Source organism: Streptomyces sp. SLBN-8D4 (genome assembly GCF_049739545.1).
GTDB lineage: Bacteria > Actinomycetota > Actinomycetes > Streptomycetales > Streptomycetaceae > Streptomyces > Streptomyces canus_C.
This window is the reverse complement of record NZ_JBMGQC010000001.1, coordinates 3,475,641-3,494,362: the sequence shown is the minus strand read 5'-3', so window position 1 is coordinate 3,494,362 and position 18,722 is coordinate 3,475,641. Positions and strand designations below refer to the sequence as shown.

The 18,722-nt window shown below is 72.2% G+C and carries 10 protein-coding genes; 7 read left to right on the top strand and 3 right to left on the bottom strand.

Annotation, left to right across the window (positions count from 1 at the left end; translation table 11 throughout):
* Positions 1 to 272 precede the first annotated feature (272 nt).
* From RKD20_RS15410 to moeZ, 3 genes are all read left to right on the top strand, one after another.
* Entirely contained in the window at positions 273 to 1,232 is a 960-nt protein-coding gene (locus tag RKD20_RS15410) for an NAD-dependent epimerase/dehydratase family protein (protein ID WP_020119777.1), read from the top strand.
* Positions 1,220 to 1,969, top strand: coding sequence for a spherulation-specific family 4 protein (locus tag RKD20_RS15405; protein WP_424878221.1), 750 nt, complete (start codon positions 1,220 to 1,222; stop codon positions 1,967 to 1,969). Before RKD20_RS15410 ends, RKD20_RS15405 begins: the two co-directional genes overlap by 13 nt.
* 63 nt (positions 1,970 to 2,032) lie before the next feature.
* Positions 2,033 to 3,211: an adenylyltransferase/sulfurtransferase MoeZ gene (moeZ, locus tag RKD20_RS15400; protein ID WP_389818462.1), complete on the top strand. Its 1,179-nt coding sequence runs from the start codon at positions 2,033 to 2,035 to the stop codon at positions 3,209 to 3,211.
* 53 nt (positions 3,212 to 3,264) lie between these two features.
* Here the strand turns inward: moeZ and RKD20_RS15395 are convergent, their stop codons facing one another.
* From RKD20_RS15395 to RKD20_RS15385, 3 genes are all read right to left on the bottom strand, one after another.
* Complete coding sequence (locus RKD20_RS15395) at positions 3,265 to 4,812, bottom strand: alpha/beta hydrolase (RefSeq protein ID WP_424878220.1); 1,548 nt, start codon at positions 4,810 to 4,812, stop codon at positions 3,265 to 3,267.
* Between the two features lie 137 nt (positions 4,813 to 4,949).
* Positions 4,950 to 6,491, bottom strand: coding sequence for an alpha/beta hydrolase (locus RKD20_RS15390; RefSeq protein ID WP_424878219.1), 1,542 nt, complete (start codon positions 6,489 to 6,491; stop codon positions 4,950 to 4,952).
* Between the two features lie 82 nt (positions 6,492 to 6,573).
* Positions 6,574 to 9,255 (bottom strand): flippase-like domain-containing protein, encoded by a 2,682-nt coding sequence (locus RKD20_RS15385; RefSeq protein WP_424878218.1) that lies wholly within the window; start codon positions 9,253 to 9,255, stop codon positions 6,574 to 6,576.
* 186 nt (positions 9,256 to 9,441) lie between these two features.
* Here RKD20_RS15385 and RKD20_RS15380 point away from each other — a divergent pair, with 186 nt between their 5' ends.
* The 4 genes from RKD20_RS15380 to RKD20_RS15365 all read left to right on the top strand — a co-directional run bounded on the left by RKD20_RS15380 (position 9,442) and on the right by RKD20_RS15365 (position 18,662).
* Positions 9,442 to 9,828 (top strand): MGMT family protein, encoded by a 387-nt coding sequence (locus RKD20_RS15380; protein WP_037901367.1) that lies wholly within the window; start codon positions 9,442 to 9,444, stop codon positions 9,826 to 9,828.
* A gap of 266 nt (positions 9,829 to 10,094) precedes the next feature.
* Positions 10,095 to 13,589 carry a UvrD-helicase domain-containing protein gene (locus RKD20_RS15375; protein WP_424878217.1) on the top strand — a complete coding sequence of 1,165 codons (3,495 nt, stop codon included), beginning with the start codon at positions 10,095 to 10,097 and terminating at the stop codon, positions 13,587 to 13,589.
* 110 nt (positions 13,590 to 13,699) lie between these two features.
* Positions 13,700 to 17,239, top strand: a complete 3,540-nt coding sequence (locus RKD20_RS15370; protein WP_424878216.1) for a UvrD-helicase domain-containing protein — start codon at positions 13,700 to 13,702, stop codon at positions 17,237 to 17,239.
* Positions 17,240 to 17,249: 10 nt separating this feature from the next.
* Positions 17,250 to 18,662 carry a dipeptidase gene (locus RKD20_RS15365; RefSeq protein WP_424878215.1) on the top strand — a complete coding sequence of 471 codons (1,413 nt, stop codon included), beginning with the start codon at positions 17,250 to 17,252 and terminating at the stop codon, positions 18,660 to 18,662.
* Positions 18,663 to 18,722: the final 60 nt, after the last annotated feature.

Below are 18,722 nucleotides of genomic sequence, written 5' to 3'. Positions count from 1 at the left end.
CGAGCCACCCACCCGCCGTAGGCGCGGGCCTCCCACCCGCCATGGGCGAGAGCAGCCCCCGCCGTGGGCGCGGCCTTCCACCCGCGGTGGGAGAACCGCCCGCCGACCCGCACACACCGCCGCAGGCATCCGCTACGGCCCTCCGCCGCCGGCAACCGCTCCGGCCCCGCCGCAGCAACCCTCCGGCCCCGCCGGAGGCAACCGCAAGCCCCTCCCGAAGGAGAACCCGCAATGACCACCTCCCGACCCCCCAAGGCCCCGGGAGCAGCCCGATGAGAGTCCTGCTGATCGGAGCCAACGGCTACCTCGGCCGCTTCGTCGCCGACCGTCTGCTCGCCGACCCGGCCGTCCAGCTCACCGCCCTCGGCCGCGGTGACGACGCCGACGTCCGCTTCGACCTCGCGTCCGGCAGCCCAGGCGCCCTCACCCGCTTCCTCGACGCGGTCCACCCGGGCGTCGTCGTCAACTGCGCCGGCGCCACCCGCGGCGGTGCCCGCGAACTCACCCGCCACAACACGGTCGCCGTCGCCACCGTCTGCGAGGCCCTGCGCCGCAGCGGCTGCGGGGCCCGTCTGGTGCAGATCGGCTGCGGGGCCGAGTACGGGCCCAGCCAGCCCGGCTCCTCCACGGCCGAGGACGCCGTCCCCCGCCCCGGCGGCCCGTACGGCGTCAGCAAACTCGCCGCCACCGAACTGGTCCTCGGCTCCGGCCTGGACGCCGTCGTCCTGCGCGTCTTCTCACCGGCCGGCCCCGGCACCCCCGCGGGCTCACCGCTCGGCCGTCTCGCCGAGGCCATGCGCCGCGCCATGCAGTCCGGCGACGGCGAACTCAAGCTCGGCGGACTCGGCGCCCAACGCGACTTCGTCGACGTCCGCGATGTGGCCCGCGCCGTCCACGCGGCCTCGCTCTCCGCCGCACAGGGCGTCATCAACATCGGCTCGGGCCGAGCCGTCCGCCTTCGCGACGCCGCCGCCGTCCTGGCCCGGGTCGCCGGATACGGCGGCGCCCTCCACGAACTCGACGGCCCTCCCGGCCCGCTGAGGGCGACCATCGGCCACCCCCGCTCGGACCCCGACCACGCGGCACCCGTCGCGTACCCGTACCCGGACGGCTGCGGCAGCTGGCAGCAGGCCGATGTGCGCACCGCGCGCGACCGGCTCGGCTGGCGCCCCCGCATCAACCTCGAAGAGTCCCTCGCCGACATCTGGATGGAGGCGGCATGCCGCATCTGACCAGCACGAAGACAAGCACGTCGAGCACCGAGCTGCGCACCGGCCTCGGCGTCCCCGGCTTCGCCCACCCCCTGGTCGCCCCCGCCGAATGGGCCGAACTGGCCCGCCCCGGCACCCCCGTGCACTGGGCCGTCCTCGACGTCGCCGCGGGCCCGGGTGCCCGCCCCGACCCGCACTGCCTCGAGGCGGCGGGCCGGCTGCGCAACGCGGGCGTCCGCGTCCTCGGCCACCTCGACAGCGCCCACGGGACCCGCACCTACGGCGAGACGGTCTCCGAGGCCCAGCGCTACATCGACTGGTACCAGGTCGACGGCTTCCTCCTGGACCGCTGTCCGACCGAACGCACCGCGCTCCCCGAGGTCCGCCGCAGCGTCACCACGCTCCGCGCGGTCCGTGACGATGCCCACATCGTCCTCGGCCACGGCACCCATCCCCACCCCGGTTACGCCGAGAACGCCGACCAGTTGGTCACCTTCTCCGGTTCCTGGAGCGACTACCGCTGGTCGCAGGTGGCCGAGTGGACCGCCGACTACCCGCCCGACCGCTTCTGCCACCTCGTCCACGGGGTGCCCGGTCCGCACCTGGAGGAGGCGCTGCGGATCGCCCGCTGGCAGGGCGCCGCCACGATCTGGTTCACCGACCGCACGGACCACGGCGGCCGTGTCGACCCCTGGGAGACCATGCCCGGCTACTGGGACGAGATCGTCTCGCGGATCGGAACGGGTGTCTCGGAATGAAGAAGGCCGTGGCAGTGTTACGGGGAGAACAACTGTAGTGATTGACCGACCAACGGAGTCCCCGTGTCGCTGCCACCCCTGGTCGAGCCCGCTGCCGAGCTCACCGTAGACGAGGTCCGCAGGTACTCCCGCCACCTGATCATCCCTGATGTCGGGATGGACGGGCAGAAGCGGCTGAAGAACGCCAAGGTGCTCTGTGTCGGCGCCGGCGGCCTGGGCTCGCCGGCGCTGATGTACCTGGCCGCGGCGGGCGTCGGCACGCTCGGCATCGTGGAGTTCGACGAGGTCGACGAGTCGAACCTGCAGCGCCAGATCATCCACAGCCAGGCCGACATCGGCCGCTCCAAGGCCGCGTCCGCCCGCGACTCCGTCCTCGGCATCAACCCGTACGTGAACGTGGTCCTTCACGAGGAGCGGCTCGAGGCCGACAACGTGATGGACATCTTCAGCCAGTACGACCTGATCGTCGACGGCACCGACAACTTCGCGACCCGCTACCTGGTCAACGACGCGTGCGTGCTGCTGAACAAGCCGTACGTCTGGGGCTCGATCTACCGCTTCGACGGCCAGGCCTCCGTCTTCTGGTCCGAGCACGGTCCCTGCTACCGCTGCCTCTACCCGGAGCCCCCGCCCCCCGGCATGGTCCCCTCCTGCGCCGAGGGCGGCGTGCTGGGCGTGCTGTGCGCGTCCATCGGCTCCATCCAGGTCAACGAGGCCATCAAGCTCCTCGCGGGCATCGGCGAGCCCCTTGTCGGCCGTCTGATGATCTACGACGCCCTGGAGATGCAGTACCGCCAGGTCAAGGTCCGCAAGGACCCGAACTGCGCGGTCTGCGGCGAGAACCCGACCGTCACCGAGCTCATCGACTACGAGGCCTTCTGCGGCGTCGTCTCCGAGGAGGCCCAGGAGGCGGCCGCCGGCTCGACGATCACTCCCAAGCAGCTCAAGGAGTGGATCGACGACGGCGAGAACATCGAGATCATCGACGTCCGCGAGATCAACGAGTACGAGATCGTCTCCATCCCGGGCGCCAAGCTGATCCCCAAGAACGAGTTCCTCATGGGCACCGCCCTGGAGGGCCTCCCGCAGGACAAGAAGATCGTCCTGCACTGCAAGACGGGTGTCCGCAGTGCGGAAGTCCTCGCGGTCCTGAAGTCCGCGGGCTTCTCCGACGCCGTCCACGTCGGCGGCGGCGTGATCGGCTGGGTCCACCAGATCGAGCCGCACAAGCCGGTCTACTAGGCCCACGGCTTCCCGGGAGGGGCTCGGCACCACGGGTGCCGGGCCCCTTTCCGCTACCCGCGCAGGGCGCAGACCTTGCCGTCCGTCGGCACCGTGCCCTTCAGCAGATACGCGTTCACCGTGGAGTCCACACAGTCGCTCCCGTTCCCGTACGCCCCGTGTCCCTCGCCCTTCCAGGTGAGCTCCACACCCACCCCCCGGCCCAACTCGTCCGCCATCCTCCGGGCACCTTCGTACGGCGTCGCCGGGTCGCCCGTGTTGCCGATCACCAGGACCGGCGCCGCACCGGGGGCGCTCACCTCCGCGTTCTCGTACTGCCCGGGCACCGGCCAGTCGTGGCACCAGCCGGCCGCGTCCCAACCTAGGAAGGGGCCGAACACGGGGGAGATCCTCTCGAACTCGGGCAGCAGCTTCTTCGCCTGCGTGAGGGTGGGCCGCTGCTTGTCGTCCAAGCACGATATGACCCGTTGGGCCTGCGGGAGCAGGCCGTAGCGACCTGAGGAGTCCCGTTCGTTGTAGCCGTCGGCGAGCGCCAGCAGTTCGGAGCCGTCCCCCTGCTCGGCGGTGTCGAGCGCGCTGGTCAGCGAGGGCCAGCTGTCCTGGCGGTACAACGGCCAGACGATGCCGGTGAACGCGAGGACCTGGGTCAGCTTCCGCCCGGAATAGGTGTCCAACGGGCGCGCGTCGATCCGATCCACCAGATCCGCGATCTTCCGGGTGCCCCGCGCGGGGTCCTGACCGGTGGATGTGAGGTAGTTGTCGAGCGCGCGCTGGAAGCCCCGGGCCTGGTTCTCACGGTGGGCCACCAGGTCGGCGCTCGGGTCGACGACCGCGTCGAGCACCAGCCGCCCCACGTTCTCCGGGAACAGGTGGGCGTAGACGCCGCCGATCTCGGTGCCGTACGAGATACCGAAGTAGTGCAGCTCGCTGTCGCCGAGGACCTGGCGCATCAGGTCCATGTCCCGCGCGGTGTCGGTGGTCGAGACGTGTGCCAGCAGGTCGCCCGCGTCCTTCTCGCAGCCCCGGGCGAAGTCTGTCGCGTCCCGGAGGTACGCCCGCTCCTCGGCCGGGGTGTCAGGAGTGGGGTCCACCGCCTCGGCCGCCTGCGTCTCCTTGTCACTGCGACAGCGGACGCCTTCGCTGGCACCGACCCCGCGCGGGTCCCAGCTCACCAGGTCGTACCGCTCGCGCAACAGGGGGACGGTGGCGGCGTACCCGGGCAGTCCGGTGACGCCCGAAGCGCCGGGGCCGCCGAAGTTGAACAGGAGCGAGCCGATGCGCTCGCCGCCGCGCGCCTTGGAGCGGATCAGCGCGAGGTCGATCGTCTCGCCTCCCGGCCTCGACCAGTCGAGCGGCACCTTCAGCGTCGCGCACTGCCAGTCCCTGCCGGGCGCGGAGGAGTCCGCGGTGGCCTTGCAGCGCTCCCAGTCGGGCTGCTGCGAGCTCAGCGCGGCGGGCAGCGCCTTCGAGCCGGTCGTGCTGGGCCTCGCGCTGCCCGACCGCTCGTCCGCCGCCCCGCCGCCGGACGAGCCGCCGCTGCACCCGGCCACCAGCAGTGCGGCAGTGGCGGTCCCAGCCGCCCACCGTACGAAACGCCCCATTCCAGTCCCCCTCCCAAGCCGTCCGCGTCGTGCCACGAACGTCGGTCCGGCCATGGTAGGCCGATCACGGGACACCCGCCCGAGCCTGTGGATAACCATCTGACCAGCGGTTTCGTGGAGGCTTAGTCGATCGTGCGCTACGAGCAGACGGTCCCGGCCGCCGGTGCCTTCCCGGTGAGGAGATAGCCGTTCACCGCGTCCTGGACGCACTTGTTCTTGCTGTCGTACGACCCGTGCCCCTGCCCCTTGTACGTCAGCTCGACGCCGACGCCCTTACCGAGCGCCTGCACCATCTTGCGGGCGCCCTCGTACGGGGTCGCCGGGTCCCCGGTGTTGCCCACGACCAGGATCGGCGCCGAGCCGGCGGCGCTCACGTCGGGATGGTCGGCGGCCCCCGCCACGGCCCAGTCGGTGCAGGTCAGCATCGACCAGGCCATGAAGTCGCCGAACAGCGGTGACGCGGCACGGAACTCGGGCAGCTTCCGCTCGACCTGGGCGGTGGTGTACCGGGGCTTGTCGTCGGCGCAGTTGATGGAGATGTTGGCCGCGGCGAGGTTGCTGTACTCGCCGTTCTCGCTGCGCCCGTTCATCGAGTCGGACAACAGCATGAGGACCCTGCCGTCACCTTCGTACGCCTGCTGCAGGCCCTCGGTCAGGTACTCCCAGAAGTCCTTCGAGTACAGGGCCTGCGCGATGCCGTTGGTCGCGGCGGTCTGGGTCAGCACCCGCTGCCCGATGCCGGGGAGCGGGTTCCGGTCGAGGTCGGCCAGGAGTTTCGCGATGCGGTTCCTGACGTCCTGCGCGGTGTCGCCGACGGGGCAGTCCGTGGGCTGTGACGTGCAGTCCTCGGCGAAGTTGTCGAGCGCGAGCTGGAAGCCCTCGGCCTGTCCGAGCGAACCCTGCTCGCTGTTCTGCGTCGGGTCGACGACCGCGTCGAAGACAGCGCGCCCCACGTGCTTCGGGAACAGGTGGGCGTAGACCCCGCCGAGTTCGGTGCCGTACGAGATGCCGAAGTAGTACAGCTTGCCGTCGCCGAGGACCTGGCGCATCAGGTCCATGTCGCGGGCGGCGTCGGTCGTGCGCACACGCGGCAGCATCTTCTTGGAGTTCTCCTCGCAGGCCGCGTTGAACTCCTTGGTGTTGTCCAGCAGTGTGGCGCGTTCGGCGGCGTCGTCCGGGGTCGCGTCCTGCTCGAAGTACGCGTCGAGCTGGGGGTCGTTCAGGCATTCCACCGGGGCGCTGCGGCCGACCCCGCGCGGGTCGAAGCTCACCAGGTCGTAGCGGGTACGCAGTTTCGCGTAGTCCGAGCCGAAGGCGGGCAGCGTGGTGACGCCTGAACCGCCGGGGCCGCCGAAGTTGAAGACGAGCGAGCCGATGCGCTTGCCCTCGGCGCCACTGGCCTTGGCCCGGATCAGCGCGATGTCGATCCTGTCGCCCTTGGGCTTGGCCCAGTCGAGAGGAGCCTTGAGGGTGGCGCACTGCCACTCGGCACCGCCCGGCAGCGGTGAAGGGGCGTCACCGCCGCCCTCGGCCCGGGAGGGAGCCGGGCAGTCCTTCCAGTTCAGCTTCTGGGCCGACAGGTCCTCGTCCTGGTCACCGCCGCAGCCTGCCAGCGTGGCGGCCAGCAGAAGGGCGGTGGCGGCCAGGGCGGCGGCGCGCAGTCGAGGGGGATTCGGCATGAATCCATCCTGCGCTCGCGCGCGGGAGGACGCTCGGGGCGCGAGCCGTAAGAGGTACCTGTCGCGGCAAGGGCCGTGCGGGCTACAGGGCGCCCTTCCGGGACAGCTGGTTGAAGGCCAGCCAGCCCGGCAGCACCGGCAGCCACAGAGTCAGCAGACGGAACAGCAGGACGGCCGGTGCGGCGACCTCCTTGGGGAGCCCCACGGCGATCAGGCCGACCGTCAAGGTGGCCTCCACGGCGCCCACACCGCCCGGTGTCGGGGCCGCGGACCCGAGCGCGTTGCCGGCGAGGAAGACGACGGCGACGCTGGCGATGCTGAGTGAGGCGCCCTCGCTGCCGAATGCGCGGATGGAGGCGTCCAGGCACATCACGAAGCAGGCCGTCAGCAGCAGCATGCCGCCGATGCCGGTGATCAGCTTCTGCGGCCGCTGGAGCACGTCCAGCATGCGCGGCACGACACCCGCGAACAACGACCTCACGCGCGTGACGACGAATTTCCTGAGGAACGGCACCGAGGTGACCACGAGGACGAGCACCGCCACCGTCAGCAGACCCGCGATGACGGTTCGCGAAGGCGACAGCGACGGCGTCTTCTCGGTACCGGTCAGGTAACCGAAGGACAGCAGCATCAGGATGTGGCAGCCGAGCCCGAACAACTGCGAGGCGCCGACACTCGCCACCGCGAGCCCCGGGCGCACCCCCTGGCGTTGCAGGAAGCGCGTGTTGAGCGCCACACCGCCGACCGCGGCCGGTGCGACGATCTTCACGAACGAACCGGCGACCTGGGCCGCCACCGTCCGCAGGAACCCCACCCGCTCGGGCACGAAGCCCAGCAGTGCCATGGCCGCGGCGAAGTAACTGCACGCAGAGAACAGCACGGCGGCGGCGACCCAGCCCCACTCGGCGTTCTCGATGAGCGGCCCCAACTCGATGTGGGTGAGCTGCGTCAGCAGGAAGTACGCGCCGATGGCACCCGCGATGAAGCTGATCAGCGTGCGCGGCTTCACCCGCTCCAGGCGAGCCGGTTCGACCGGCGCCTGCGGCCTGATCAGCAGCACCTGATGGCGGATCTGCGTCAGCAGGTCCTCTTCGCGTGACTCCTCGATGGCCTCGTCGATGGCCCGCTTCTCCGCCCGGGCCTCCGCCTTCACGGCCTTCTTGTCCGGCTTTTCGAGTACGGGCCTGGCGTCCTCCGGCGTCTCCTCCAGACGGGCCTGCTTGGCTTGTTGGGACGCCTCCAGGACGGCCTCGCGCTCGCGCTGGGCCCGCTCCCGGGCCAGTCGGCGCAGCGTGGAGCGCGTGGAGCGCGTCAGCGCGATCGGCTGGAGCATCGGCAGACAGTCGGCCACGGTGTCGGGGCCGAGGATGCTGACCGCCGAGGCCACCGCGCGTTCCGCGCCCGCCAGCAGCCCCAGGGTCGTCACCAGCTGGGCGACGTCCATGCGCAGCAGCAGGGTGCTGGCCGCGATCTCACCGCCGCGCAGATCGGTGAGGATCACCGCGCCGGAACGATCCACCAAGATCGCGTCACCCGCGAGCCTGCGGTGAGCGATGCGCCGCGACTGCAGCGCCTGCACCTGACGCCAGGTGTTGCGCAGCAGTTCGTCGGTGATCTCGTCCTCGGCGAGCGATTCGAGCGTGCGCCCGCCGGTGTGCTCGTAGACGAGCATCACGGCGTCGGGGCCGAGTTCGGAGGTGGCGATCAGCTTCGGCGCGTTGGCACCGGCCGCGATCGCCGCGTAGGCGAGCAGCGCCTCCTGCTCCAGCGCCTGTCTGAGCGACTGGAGGCTGCTGCGGGTGGCGAAGCCGCGCAGGGTGAGGTTGCGCCACACGCGGTAGAAGAAGCCCTGCGCCTGCTGCTCCCGGTCGACCACCGTCACGTCCAGCGGCGGGCCGTCCTCCAGGGTGACGAAGTAGCGCCGGCCGCGGTCGCCGTTCTCCGCGGTCTCCGAGGCCTCCTCGCGGGCCGCGCTGACCGGGTGGAAGCCGACGGTCCGCAGGCCCGCGATCAGCGTCCGCCCGGTGGGCCGGACATTGGGCGAGCCGACCGCGTACAGCGTCCCGTAGGCGACCGTCCAGCCGATCAGCACCGTCAGGATGATCGAGAACGGTGTGGTGTAGCCGGTGACGAGCATCGAGAACGCGTCGAGCATCAGCACGATCCACAGCACCGCCCGCCAGCGCGGCCTGCGGGACATGCCGACGGCCGTCATATAGGCGATGACGGGCGCCAGATAGCCGTGCACGGGGTCGGTGAGGGCGTGGACGTCGCCGGGGGAGGGCTGGGTGAGCGCTTCCTGGATCGAGCCGGGGGCACCCTTGGCGACCCACAGGTCGGTGGCGAGGGTCACACCGTGGGCGAGGACCGCGGCGAGCACACCGTCGGCGATCCGCAGTCCGTCGCGCTTGATCAGGCGTTCGATCGCGAACGCGACCGGGACCAGGAGGATCGCGATGCTGGAGGCGAGACCGGCGATCTTGATGAGCAGGTCGGGCGCCTGCCCGGTGCCTTTGTTGATGTCCTGTTCGAGTCCCGAGGTGGTGCCGTGCGCGAACGCGGCGATCGCGAGCAGCACCACGACGGCCAGCACGCCGACCAGCAGCCGCATCAGATCGGAGGGCCGGTGCACGCGCGCGGGGAGCAGTGGCTCGTCGCTCTCCACCTCGTCGACGTGCACTTCTTCGGCGTCGGCGGTGTCGGGGCGCGACGAAGCGTCAGAGGTGCTCTCGGCGTCCTCCGGGTGCACACCCTGTGGCTTCATCGTCTCTTCTTGATCTCGTATCACCAGTCACCGCCCGCACGATGGTGGCATGCCCCACCGACACAGCGGGGTGTCAGGGTGCACATGCGGGGGCGCACAGTCTGCCGGAAGCGCTGTCCCCGGGCGAGGGATACGCACGGTCGCGAGCCCGTCACATTGTCGGTGGGGTGGTGCAGGATGGGGCGGATGAGCGAGCAGAGCCTTCCTCAGGACGCCCACCCGGAGTACGCGGACGCGCTGCCGGACTACGCCGAGCGGGTCCTCGACGTGGCCGAACGCATTCCGCCCGGGCGCGTCATGACGTACGGCGACGTCGCCGAGTGGCTGGAGGAGGGCGGCCCCCGCCAGGTCGGCCGGGTCATGGCCCTGTACGGCGGATCCGTTCCCTGGTGGCGGGTCGTCCGCGCGGACGGCGTCCTGCTCCCGGGGCACGAACTGCGAGCGCTCGACCGGTACCGCGCCGAGGGCACGCCCCTGAAGGAGGCGAGCAGGGCCGCCGAGGGCCATCTGCCGCGTCTCGACATGAGACGGGCGCGCTGGGACGGCGGCGGCCGTGCGGAGGGTCACACCTGACAGCTTCCGCCATCCGAGGGGCCCGGGACCACACAGAGGCTCGTACGGGGGAAACAGGGCACGTCTGTGGCATGCCGTACGTTCGTGGGGTGAGGGACGTACGGGTCGCGTGGGCCGCATGGGGCGCGTGGGAAGAAGCGGAAGCCCTGCTTCCGCACTCGGCGTCGGCGTAGCGTCGGCTGCGCGCGTCCCCCTCATCCCCCGTCCACCGCCCTCCACGCGCGGCGGGCCGCCCAACAGCACACCCACCAGGACCGGCGAACCACGTGAGCTCCTCTTCCTCCACCAGGCGTCTGTCGCACTCCCAGGTGCGCCAGGGGAACCGTGGCGCTTACCGACTGGTACGTACCCCACCGGCCCGCGTGGATCCCCCTCGTCTGGACGCCGCACAGCGCGCCGTGGTTGAGCACGGAAGCGGCCCTTTGCTCGTTCTCGCAGGTCCCGGCACCGGAAAGACCACCACGCTCGTCGAGTCGGTGGCTTCACGAATCGCCCGTGGAGGGGACCCCGCGCGTGTGCTCGTGCTGACGTTCAGCCGCAAGGCGGCCGTCGAACTGCGCGACCGCATGGCCCTGCGCATAGGAGCGGCGCGCGCCCCGCAGGCGACGACCTTCCACTCGTTCTGCTACGCCCTGGTCCGCGCCCACCAGGACAGCGACCTGTTCGTGGAGCCGCTGCGGCTGCTGTCGGGACCCGAGCAGGACGTGACCGTACGTGAACTGCTCGCCGGCCAGCCCGACCTGGAGCGGCTCGGCCTCGCGCACGTGCGCTGGCCCGACGACCTGCGCGCCTGCCTGACCACCCGCGGCTTCGCCGACGAGGTCCGCGCGGTCCTCGCCCGCAGCCGCGAACTGGGCCTCGGCCCCGGCGCCCTGGACGCCTTCGCCCGGCGTACCGGCCGCCCCGACTGGCGGGCCGCGGCCGCCTTCCTCGCCGATTATCTCGACGTCCTCGACCTCCAGGGCGTCCTCGACTACGCCGAACTCGTGCACCGCGCGGTGCTCCTCGCCCGCCGCCCCGAGGTCGCCGAGCGACTCGCCGCCCAGTACGACGCCGTGTTCGTCGACGAGTACCAGGACACCGACCCTGCCCAGGTACGGCTGCTGCACGCCCTGGCCGGGGGCGGCCGCACCCTCGTCGCCTTCGGCGACCCCGACCAGTCGATCTACGCGTTCCGCGGCGCGGACGTCAACGGCATCCTCGACTTCCCGTACACCTTCCCGCGCGCGGACGGCCGGACTGCTCCCGTCGAGGTCCTGCGCACCTCCCGCCGCTCCGGCGCCGGCCTGCTGGCCGCGACCCGCCTGGTGACCCAGCGCATGCCCCTGACCCGGCTGCCGGCGGAGAAGGTCCGCGCCCACCGCGAGCTCGCCGCGGTCCGCGAGGGCGGTCGCGTCGAGGTCTTCACCTACCCGACCCCGGGCACAGAGCTGGACAACATCGCGGACATCCTGCGCAGGGCACACCTGGAGGACGGCGTGCCCTGGGGCGAGATGGCCGTCCTGGTCCGCGCGGGCTCGCGCACGATCCCGACGGTGCGCCGCGCGCTCACCGCGGCCGGCGTCCCTCTGGACATCGACGGCGACGACCTGCCGCTGCGGCACGAACCGGCGGTGGCACCGCTGCTGACGGCCCTCAGGGCGGTGGCTACGGCGGAGGCCGCGGGGAGTGCCGGACGGTCTGAAGACGTACGGCCCGAAGAGGACGCTGCTCCTGAGGAACGGCCGTCGGACGAGGAAGCCGCTTCTGGGCCGCGGCCGTCGGCCGGGGAAGCCTCCGCGGAACCGTCGCCGGTCGAGGAAGCCGCGTCCGCCGAACCGTCGCCGGACGACGAGACCGCTCCCGAGGAGTCGCCCTCGGATTCCGGGGCGCCGCCGACGGAGGCCAGCTGGCTCGACACCGAGACCGCCCTCACCCTCCTCGCCTCCCCCCTCGCCGGTATGGACGCCGCCGACCTGCGCCGCCTCGGCCGTGCCCTGCGGGACGAGGAGCGGGCCGCGGGCAACGCCCTGCCGCCACCCTCCGACGTACTGCTCGCGCGGGCCCTCGCCGAGCCCGAACGTCTGGCCGTTCACGACCCCGCGTACGCGCGCGGAGCCCAGCGGCTCGGCGCGCTGCTCGGCAAGGCGCGTGAGCGGCTCGCGAACGGCGGCAGCGCCGAGGAGGCGCTGTGGGACCTGTGGGAGGGCACGCCCTGGCCCGGGCGCCTGGAGCGGGCCGCCCGGCGCGGCGGCGCCGCGGGGCGCAACGCGGACCGGGACCTCGACGCCGTGTGCGCACTGTTCGCGACCGCCGCGCGCGCGGAGGAGCGCACCGGGGGACGGGGCGCCCTGAACTTCCTGGAGGAGATCGACGCCGAGGACATCGCCGCCGACACCCTCACCCGGCGAGCCGTACGCCCTGACGCCGTCCGCCTGATGACCGCGCACCGCTCCAAGGGCCTGGAGTGGCGGCTGGTGGTCGTCGCGGGCGTCCAGGAGGGCCTGTGGCCGGATCTGCGCCGCCGCGGCTCCCTCCTGGAGGCCGACCGCATCGGCCGTGACGGACTCGCCGAACCGCTCACCCCGGGCGCCCTGCTCGCCGAGGAGCGCCGCCTGTTCTACGTGGCCGCCACACGCGCGCGTGAGCGACTCGTCGTCACGGCGGTGAAGGCACCGGCCGACGACGGCGACCAGCCCTCCCGCTTCCTGACCGAACTCGGCGTCGAACCCAAGGACGTGACCGGACGCCCCCGCCGTCCGCTGTCCGTCGCCGCCCTGGTCGCCGAACTCCGCGCCACCACCGTCGACCCGCGCGTCTCCGACACCCTGAGGGAGGCCGCCACCCGCCGGCTGGCCCGGCTCGCCGCCCTCGCCGACGAGGACGGCCGCCCGCTGGTCCCCTCGGCCCACCCCTACCGCTGGTGGGGCATGTTCGAGCCTACCGAGTCCAAGGTGCCGCTGCGCGACCGCGACCAGCCCGTCGTGCTCTCCGGCAGCGCCCTCGACCAGCTCGCCAACACCTGCGCCCTGCAGTGGTTCCTGGGCCGCGAGGTGAAGGCCGACGCGCCCGCGACGGTCGCCCAGGGCTTCGGCAACGTCGTGCACGTCCTCGCCGACGAGGTCGCCTCCGGGCACACCCCCGCCGACCTCGCCGTCCTCATGGAGCGCCTCGACTCCGTGTGGAACGCGCTCGCCTTCGACGCGCCCTGGAAGTCGGCGCAGGAGAAGGAGCACGCGCGCGTGGCGCTCGAACGCTTCCTTAAGTGGCACGTCATGGACCGCACGGGCCGCACACCGGTGGCCAGCGAGCACGACTTCGACGTCACCCTTGAAGCGGGCGAGGTCGAGGTGCGCATCCGCGGCCAGATGGACCGCGTCGAGGCCGACGCCGAGGGGCGCGCGTACGTCGTCGACTTCAAGACCGGCAAGCAGCCCGTGAGTTCCGCCGAAGTCGAACACCACCCCCAGCTCGCCGTCTACCAGCTCGCCGTCCGCGAGGGCGCCGTCGACGAGGCCTTCGACGGCGTGCGGCCCGAGCCGGGCGGCGCCGAACTCGTCCAACTGCGCCAGGGCGCCCCCAAGCGGGACGGCGGCGAGACCCTGCCCAAGGTCCAGGCACAGGAACCGCTGGAGGGGGAGTGGGTCGGTGACCTGCTCGCCACAGCGGCCGGCAAGGTCCTCGACGAACGGTTCACGCCGAACGCCGGCCAGCACTGCACCCACTGCGCGTTCCGGGCCTCGTGCAGTGTCCGGCCGGAGGGACGGCACGTCGTGGAGTGAGGTGAGCATGCCGGTGTGATCAGTCGCACCAAACGTGCTGACCTGCGCATCCTCCGGCCCGCAGGGCGATTCGTCCTCCGCTGTCAGTGCGCGCCGCTAGCCTCTGCGACATGGCCGCCCGTATCACCGATCCCGATCAGCTCAAGGAGCTCCTCGGCATCCCGTTCACCCCGGAGCAGACGGCCTGCATCACCGCGCCGCCCGCCCCGCAGGTGATCGTGGCCGGTGCCGGCTCGGGCAAGACGACGGTGATGGCGGCCCGCGTGGTCTGGCTGGTCGGCACCGGCCAGGTCGCGCCCGAACAGGTCCTCGGCCTCACCTTCACCAACAAGGCCGCCGGCGAACTCGCCGAGCGTGTCCGCAAAGCACTCGTCAAGGCGGGCGTCACCGACCCCGACGTGATCGACCCGGACAACCCGCCGGGCGAACCCGTGATCTCCACGTACCACGCCTTCGCGGGCCGCCTGCTGACCGACCACGGCCTGCGCATCGGCCTGGAACCGACCTCCAGGCTGCTCGCCGACGCCACCCGCTACCAGCTCGCCGCGCGCGTGCTGCGCGAGGCTCCCGGCCCCTACCCCTCCCTGACCCGCTCCTTCGCCGACCTGGTCAGCGATCTGCTCACCCTCGACGCCGAACTCGCCGAGCACCTGGTCCGTCCCGAGCAGGTGCGGGCCCACGACGCCGAGCTGCTGCTGACCCTTCAGGGCGCCAAGCTCACCAACGACGCCCTGCGCAAGGTCCCCGAGACGGCCGCCGCCCGCCGTGAACTCGCCGAACTGGTCGTCCGCTACCGCGCCGCCAAACGCGAACGCGACCTGTTGGACTTCGGCGACCAGATCGCCCTGTCCGCCCGCCTGGCGGGGATCCCTGAGGTGGGCCGCATCCTGCGCGACGAGTTCAGGGTGGTGCTGCTCGACGAGTACCAGGACACCTCGGTCGCCCAGCGCGTCCTGCTCGCGGGCCTGTTCGGCGAGGGCACCGGCCACCCGGTCACCGCCGTCGGCGACCCCTGCCAGGCCATCTACGGCTGGCGCGGAGCCTCCGTCGCCAACCTCGACGACTTCCCCCAGCACTTCGCCCACCCCGACGGCCGCCCCGCCACCCGCCAGTCGCTCAGCGAGAACCGCCGCAGCGGCGGCCGCCTCCTCGACCTCGCCAACGGCCTCGCCGAACCCCTGCGCGCCATGCACGCGGGCGTGGAAGCCCTCCGCCCGGCCCCCGGCGCCGAGCGCGACGGCGTGGTCCGCTGCGCCCTCCTGACCACCCACGCCGAGGAGATCGACTGGCTCGCGGACTCCATCGCCCATCTCGTACGGACCGGGAAGGCGCCCGGTGAGATCGCCGTCCTGTGCCGCACGGCGACCGACTTCGCCGAGATCCAGAGCGCCCTCGTCGAGCGGGACGTCCCGGTGGAAGTCGTGGGCCTCTCGGGCCTGCTGCACCTGCCCGAGGTCGCCGACCTGGTCGCCGTCTGCGAGGTCCTCCAGGACCCCGGCGCCAACGCCGCCCTGGTCCGCCTGCTGACCGGCCCGCGCTGGCGCATCGGCCCCCGCGACCTCGCCCTCCTCGGCAGGCGCGCCCGGCATCTGGTGTCCCACGCGCGCGTGGACGGCGACGACGACCCGGACCGCCGGCTCGCCGAGGCCGTCGAGGGGGTCGACCCCGCCGAGGTGATATCGCTCGCCGACGCCCTGGAGACCTTCCTGGAGACACCCCTCTACAGCGGCGACGAGGACGACGACGGGCTGCCCTTCTCGCCGGACGCGCGCGTGCGGTTCGCGCGCCTGGCCGCCGAACTGCGCGACCTGCGCCGCTCGCTCGCGGACCCCTTGATGGACGTCCTGCACCGCGTCCTGGCCGTCACCGGCCTGGAGGTCGAACTGTCGGCGTCCCCGCACGCGTTGGCCGCCCGCCGCCGCGAGACCCTGTCCAACTTCCTCGACATCGCCGCCTCGTTCGCGGCCGGGGACAACGAGGCGAGCCTCCTGGCCTTCCTCGGTTTCCTGCGCACCGCCGCCCAGTACGAGAAGGGCCTCGACAACGCCCTGCCCGGCGGCGAGAACACCGTCAAGGTGCTCACCGCGCACAAGTCCAAGGGCCTGGAGTGGGACGTCGTCGCCGTCCCCGGCCTGGTGACAGGGACGTTCCCGAGCACCCAGGGACGCGAGAAGTGGACCGCACAGGGCAAGGTGCTGCCGCACGCGCTGCGCGGCGACACCGACACCCTCCCGGACATCACCTCCTGGGACGCACGGGGCATGAAGGCCTTCCACGAGGCCATGAAGGACCACCAGCACACCGAGGAACTCCGCCTCGGCTACGTCACCTTCACCCGGCCCCGCTCCCTCCTGCTCGGCTCCGGCCACTGGTGGGGGCCCACCCAGAAGAAGCCCCGAGGACCGTCCGACTTCCTGAAGGCCCTGCACGACCACTGCGCGGCCGGCCACGGTGAGATCGAGGCCTGGGCCGACGAGCCCGCCGAGGACGAGGAGAACCCCGCGCTGCACAGCCGGACCGAGGACCAGGTCTGGCCCCTCCCCCTGGACGACAGCGCCCTCGCCCGACGCCGGGCGGCCGCCCGGACGGTCCTGGACCACCTGGAGGACCTCGCCGCCCACACGGACACCCACCCCGCGGCCGTACACGACCCGGACACCCACGACGACCCGGACTGGCCCCCGCCGCCCGACGACGAGCCGCCGTACGGCGAAGAGCCCCCGTACGCCGAAGAGCCGCCCTTCGAGGACGAGATCGTCGGGGCGGACGCCTCCGAGGACGAGGACTGGGACACCTTCACGACGGACCGCCCGGCCGTCCCGCACCAGGCCACCGCCCCGGAGCCCCCCACCACTCGGGCACGCCCCCACCCCGCGGATCGGGAAACCCTCACCCCCGAGGAAGCCCGCGCCATCGCCTCCTGGGACCGCGACCTCGACGCCCTCACCGGCGAACTCCTGCGCGCGCGGGAGGCCGTCACCGACGTACCCCTGCCCGCGTCGCTGACCGCGTCCCAGGTGCTCCGTCTGGCCGCCGACCCCGACGGGCTCGCGCAGGAGCTCGCGCGCCCCATGCCGCGCCCTCCGCAACCCGCCGCACGTCAGGGCACCCGGTTCCACGCCTGGGTCGAGGCCCGCTTCGAAGCCCTGACCCTGCCGATGCTGGAACCGGAGGACCTGCCCGGCAGCGACGCCGAGATCGCCGACGAACGCGACCTGGAAGCCCTCAAGGACGCCTTCGAGCGCACCGAGTACGCCCACCGCACCCCCTACCGCCTGGAGACACCCTTCCAGCTGGCCATCGCGGGCCGCGTGGTCCGGGGCCGCATCGACGCCGTGTACCGGCAGAGCGACGGGGACACCACGACGTACGAGATCGTCGACTGGAAGACCGGCCGCACCCGCACGGCCGACCCCCTCCAGCTCGCCGTGTACCGGCTGGCTTGGGCCGAGCGGCAGGGCGTCCCTGTGGAATCCGTCACGGCGACGTTCCTGTACGTCCGGACCGGAGACGTCGTACGCCCCAGGAACCTGCCGGACCGGGCCGCCCTGGAGCGGCTTCTCACCCAGCAACCGGGAGAGCGGTCGAACGGTCCCGTGACGGCGAACTGTGAGGAACCGCCCACCGAGGATGTCGGTGCGGGCCGATAGGCTCATGACCATGAGCCACCCCGTTGACAGTGTCGTCAGCGCTGTCCGTACGTACATCGAGCAGCACCGCGCCGCCTTCCTCGACGACCTCGCCGAATGGCTGCGCATCCCGTCGGTCTCGGCCCAGCCCGACCACGGACCCGATGTACGCCGCAGCGCCGACTGGCTCGCCGCCAAGCTCAGGGAGACCGGCTTCCCCACGGCCGAGGTCTGGGAGACCCCGGGCGCGCCCGCCGTCTTCGCCGAGTGGCCCGCCGACGACCCCGCGGCGCCCACGGTCCTCGTCTACGGCCACCACGACGTACAGCCCGCCGCCCGCGAGGACGGCTGGGACAGCGACCCCTTCGAGCCGGTCGTCCGCGACAACCGCCTCTACGCGCGCGGGGCGGCCGACGACAAGGGCCAGGTCTTCTTCCACACCCTCGGCGTCCGCGCCCACCTCGCCACCACCGGCCGCTCCGCCCCGGCGGTGAACCTGAAGCTGCTCGTCGAGGGGGAGGAGGAGTCCGGCTCCCCGCACTTCCGCGCCCTCGTGGAGGAGTACGCGCACCGGCTCGCCGCCGACACCGTGATCGTGTCCGACACCGGCATGTGGGCCGAGGACACCCCCACCGTGTGCACCGGCATGCGCGGCCTCGCCGAGTGCGAGATCCGGCTCCACGGTCCCGACCAGGACATCCACTCCGGCTCCTTCGGCGGTGCCGTCCCCAATCCGGCCACGGCCGCCGCCCGCCTGGTCGCCGCCCTGCACGACGAACACGCGCGCGTGGCGGTACCCGGCTTCTACGACGGCATCGTCGAACTGACCGACCGCGAACGCGAACTCTTCGCCGAGCTGCCCTTCGACGAGGAGCAGTGGCTGCGCACCGCCAAGTCGCACGCCACCCACGGAGAGAGCGGCCACACCACCCTGGAGCGCGTCTGGGCCCGCCCCACCGCCGAGGTCAACGGCATCGGCGGCGGCTACCAGGGCCCCGGCAGCAAGACGATCGTCCCGTCCTCCGCCATGGTCAAGCTCTCCTTCCGGCTGGTCGCGGGCCAGGACCCCGGCCACATCGAGAAGGCCGTCCGAGCCTGGGCAGCCGAGCAAGTACCCGCAGGGATCCGTCAGGAGATCACCTTCGCCGCCGCCACGCGCCCGTGCCTGACCCCGCTGGACCACCCGGCCCTGCAGTCCGTCGTACGGGCCATGGGCCGGGCCTTCGGCAAGCCGGTCCGCTTCACCCGCGAAGGCGGCTCGGGTCCCGCCGCGGACCTCCAGGAAGTCCTCGGCGCACCCGTGCTGTTCCTCGGCATCTCCGTCCCCTCCGACGGCTGGCACGCGCCGAACGAGAAGGTCGAGCTCGACCTGCTGCTCAAGGGCGTCGAGACCGCCGCGTACCTGTGGGGTGATCTCGCCGAGCACTGGAGTCATGCGCCCTGACCGTCCCGCGCCGCCCGGACCGGCAGCGTGCGGGGCACACTGAAAGGGCCGCGCACCGCG